Annotated in this window: 3 protein-coding genes; 2 read left to right on the forward strand and 1 reads right to left on the reverse strand. The window is 62.3% G+C overall.

Translation table 11 applies throughout. The features are described 5' to 3' along the window. Window positions 1-400: DUF5812 family protein (locus tag QT222_RS01640; RefSeq protein ID WP_491476095.1), on the forward strand; the 400-nt coding region annotated here is incomplete at its 5' end. A gap of 30 nt (window positions 401-430) precedes the next feature. Here QT222_RS01640 and QT222_RS01645 read toward each other — a convergent pair. Next, window positions 431-772: a DUF7968 family protein gene (locus tag QT222_RS01645; protein ID WP_004059445.1), complete on the reverse strand. Its 342-nt coding sequence runs from the start codon at window positions 770-772 to the stop codon at window positions 431-433. Window positions 773-899: 127 nt separating this feature from the next. Between QT222_RS01645 and secF the strand changes: the two genes are divergently transcribed. Continuing rightward, a complete protein-coding gene (gene secF, locus QT222_RS01650) occupies window positions 900-1,763 on the forward strand; it encodes a protein translocase subunit SecF (protein ID WP_004059446.1) in 864 nt (287 codons plus the stop codon). Window positions 1,764-1,888: the final 125 nt, after the last annotated feature.

Raw genomic sequence — 1,888 nt, forward strand, 5'->3', positions numbered from 1 at the left:
CGCGCGGGGGGGGGCCCCCGGGTTTCGTCCACCCCCGGGGGTCCCGGGGGGGGCGGCGGCCCGGGGTGCGGGGCCACCCACCCCGCCGATGAACGTCTCGTGGCAACTCGTGGAGGTCGAATCCCGCTGGTCTCTCTCCGTAGAGCACTCGTCGGAGTCGCCGACGACCAACTCACGAAATATCGCCAGCGACAACCCCGACGGCGAACTCGTCCGGAAAGAGCGGGCGGGAATCGGTGAGATTCACGTCCTTTCTGTCCCCGACGACATGACCGAACAGGCCGTCGAAGACATCCTCGACGACCGCGAGGGACTGCTCTCGCGGGCCGCCAGACTCGAAGTCAATCGCGTCGAAATTCGCTCCCAACCGGGTGTCGTCGCGGTTCGATACATGCCCTAAGTCGCGTCGGAACGCCAGTCTAACGCTTCGCTATCGCTGATTTGCGGTCGATGATTTGGGACCGTCGGCACTCTGGACGCACCAGCCGCCGTTGACGGTCCCCTCGCGTTCGACGAACTCGATTTCGGTTTCCTCGCCGAGTGTCGTCGCTCCTTCCGGTTCGAGTGCTTCGACGCGGAGTGTCAGTGTAAGCGCGTCACCACAACACCCGACATCGAGGAACTCCTCCCATTCGTCGCCCGGAACCGCTTCCTCGTGGACCCGTTTCAGGTAGTTCACGAAGCGGTCGGCGGTCAGTTGGTCGTAACCCCACGCACTGAGTTCGTCCGGAAAGGAGACGACGACGTTCGTCGCCGTCGATTCGGTCGCCATAGCTCACGATTATTGTTCAATGACTATGGGGTTGTCGCGGGTTCGTTACCGCCTCGTCAGACCGACCCTCGGGGAAATCCTATCGCGGATAAGAAACCTTATTCGGCATCGCTCAGGACCGCAACCCATGGTTGAGTTTACGGTACCGGAGGTAGACTACACCCGGTACACGAATCGCCAACTCGCGGCTGTCCCCCTCGCGGTACTCGCGGTGGCCTTGTTGGTCATCGGAGGGTGGTACGCTGCGACTGGTGCACCGGTGGACCCGGGCGTCGATTTCACCGGTGGCACTGAACTCCGTATCGCAACGGATGCCCCGCAAGAGGAAGTCTCTACAGCCTTCAATACCCCTCCTGAGTCGATTCGCTCTGTCGCCGCAGACGGGACGTACGTCGTGACCTTCCAGTCCGGCAGTGCATCGACGACCGAACTCGAACAGCAAGCCGAGGCAGCGGGCTACGAAGTCCGCTCTATCGACGCCGTTTCGGCGAGCTTCGGGTCCGACACGCAACTGCTCGCACTCGGCGGCGTCGCCGTCGCGTTCGTCGGCATGAGCGTGCTCGTGTTCGCGATGTTCCGGTCGTTCGTTCCCTCTATCGCCGTCGTCATCTCGGCGTTCTCCGACATCGTCATTCCGGTGGCGCTGATGAATCTCCTCGGCATCGAACTGTCGCTCGGGACCGTCGCAGCACTGCTCATGCTCATCGGTTACTCGGTCGACTCGGACATTCTCCTGAACAACCACATCCTTCGTCGGTCCGGTGACTTCTACGAATCCACCGCCCGCGCCATGCGAACTGGTGTGACTATGACGCTCACATCTATCGCGGCGATGGTCGTCATGACCATCACGGCGACGCTGTTCGGTATTCAGCTGCTCGCCGCTATCGGGACGGTCCTCGTCTTCGGTCTCACCGCCGACCTGATGAACACCTACATGCTCAACGTGACGCTCCTTCGCTGGTACAAGTTCGAGGGGGTGGCCCGATGAGCACGTTCCGAGACAACTGGCGGGACATTCTCCTCGTCGCGGCCATCCTGGGTTCGACGTTCCCCCTGTTCTCACCGCCTCTTGGCTCCCAACCCACCGTCGGCCAGGCACACACGCTGACCCAC

The organism is Haloferax sp. s1 (assembly GCF_058382125.1).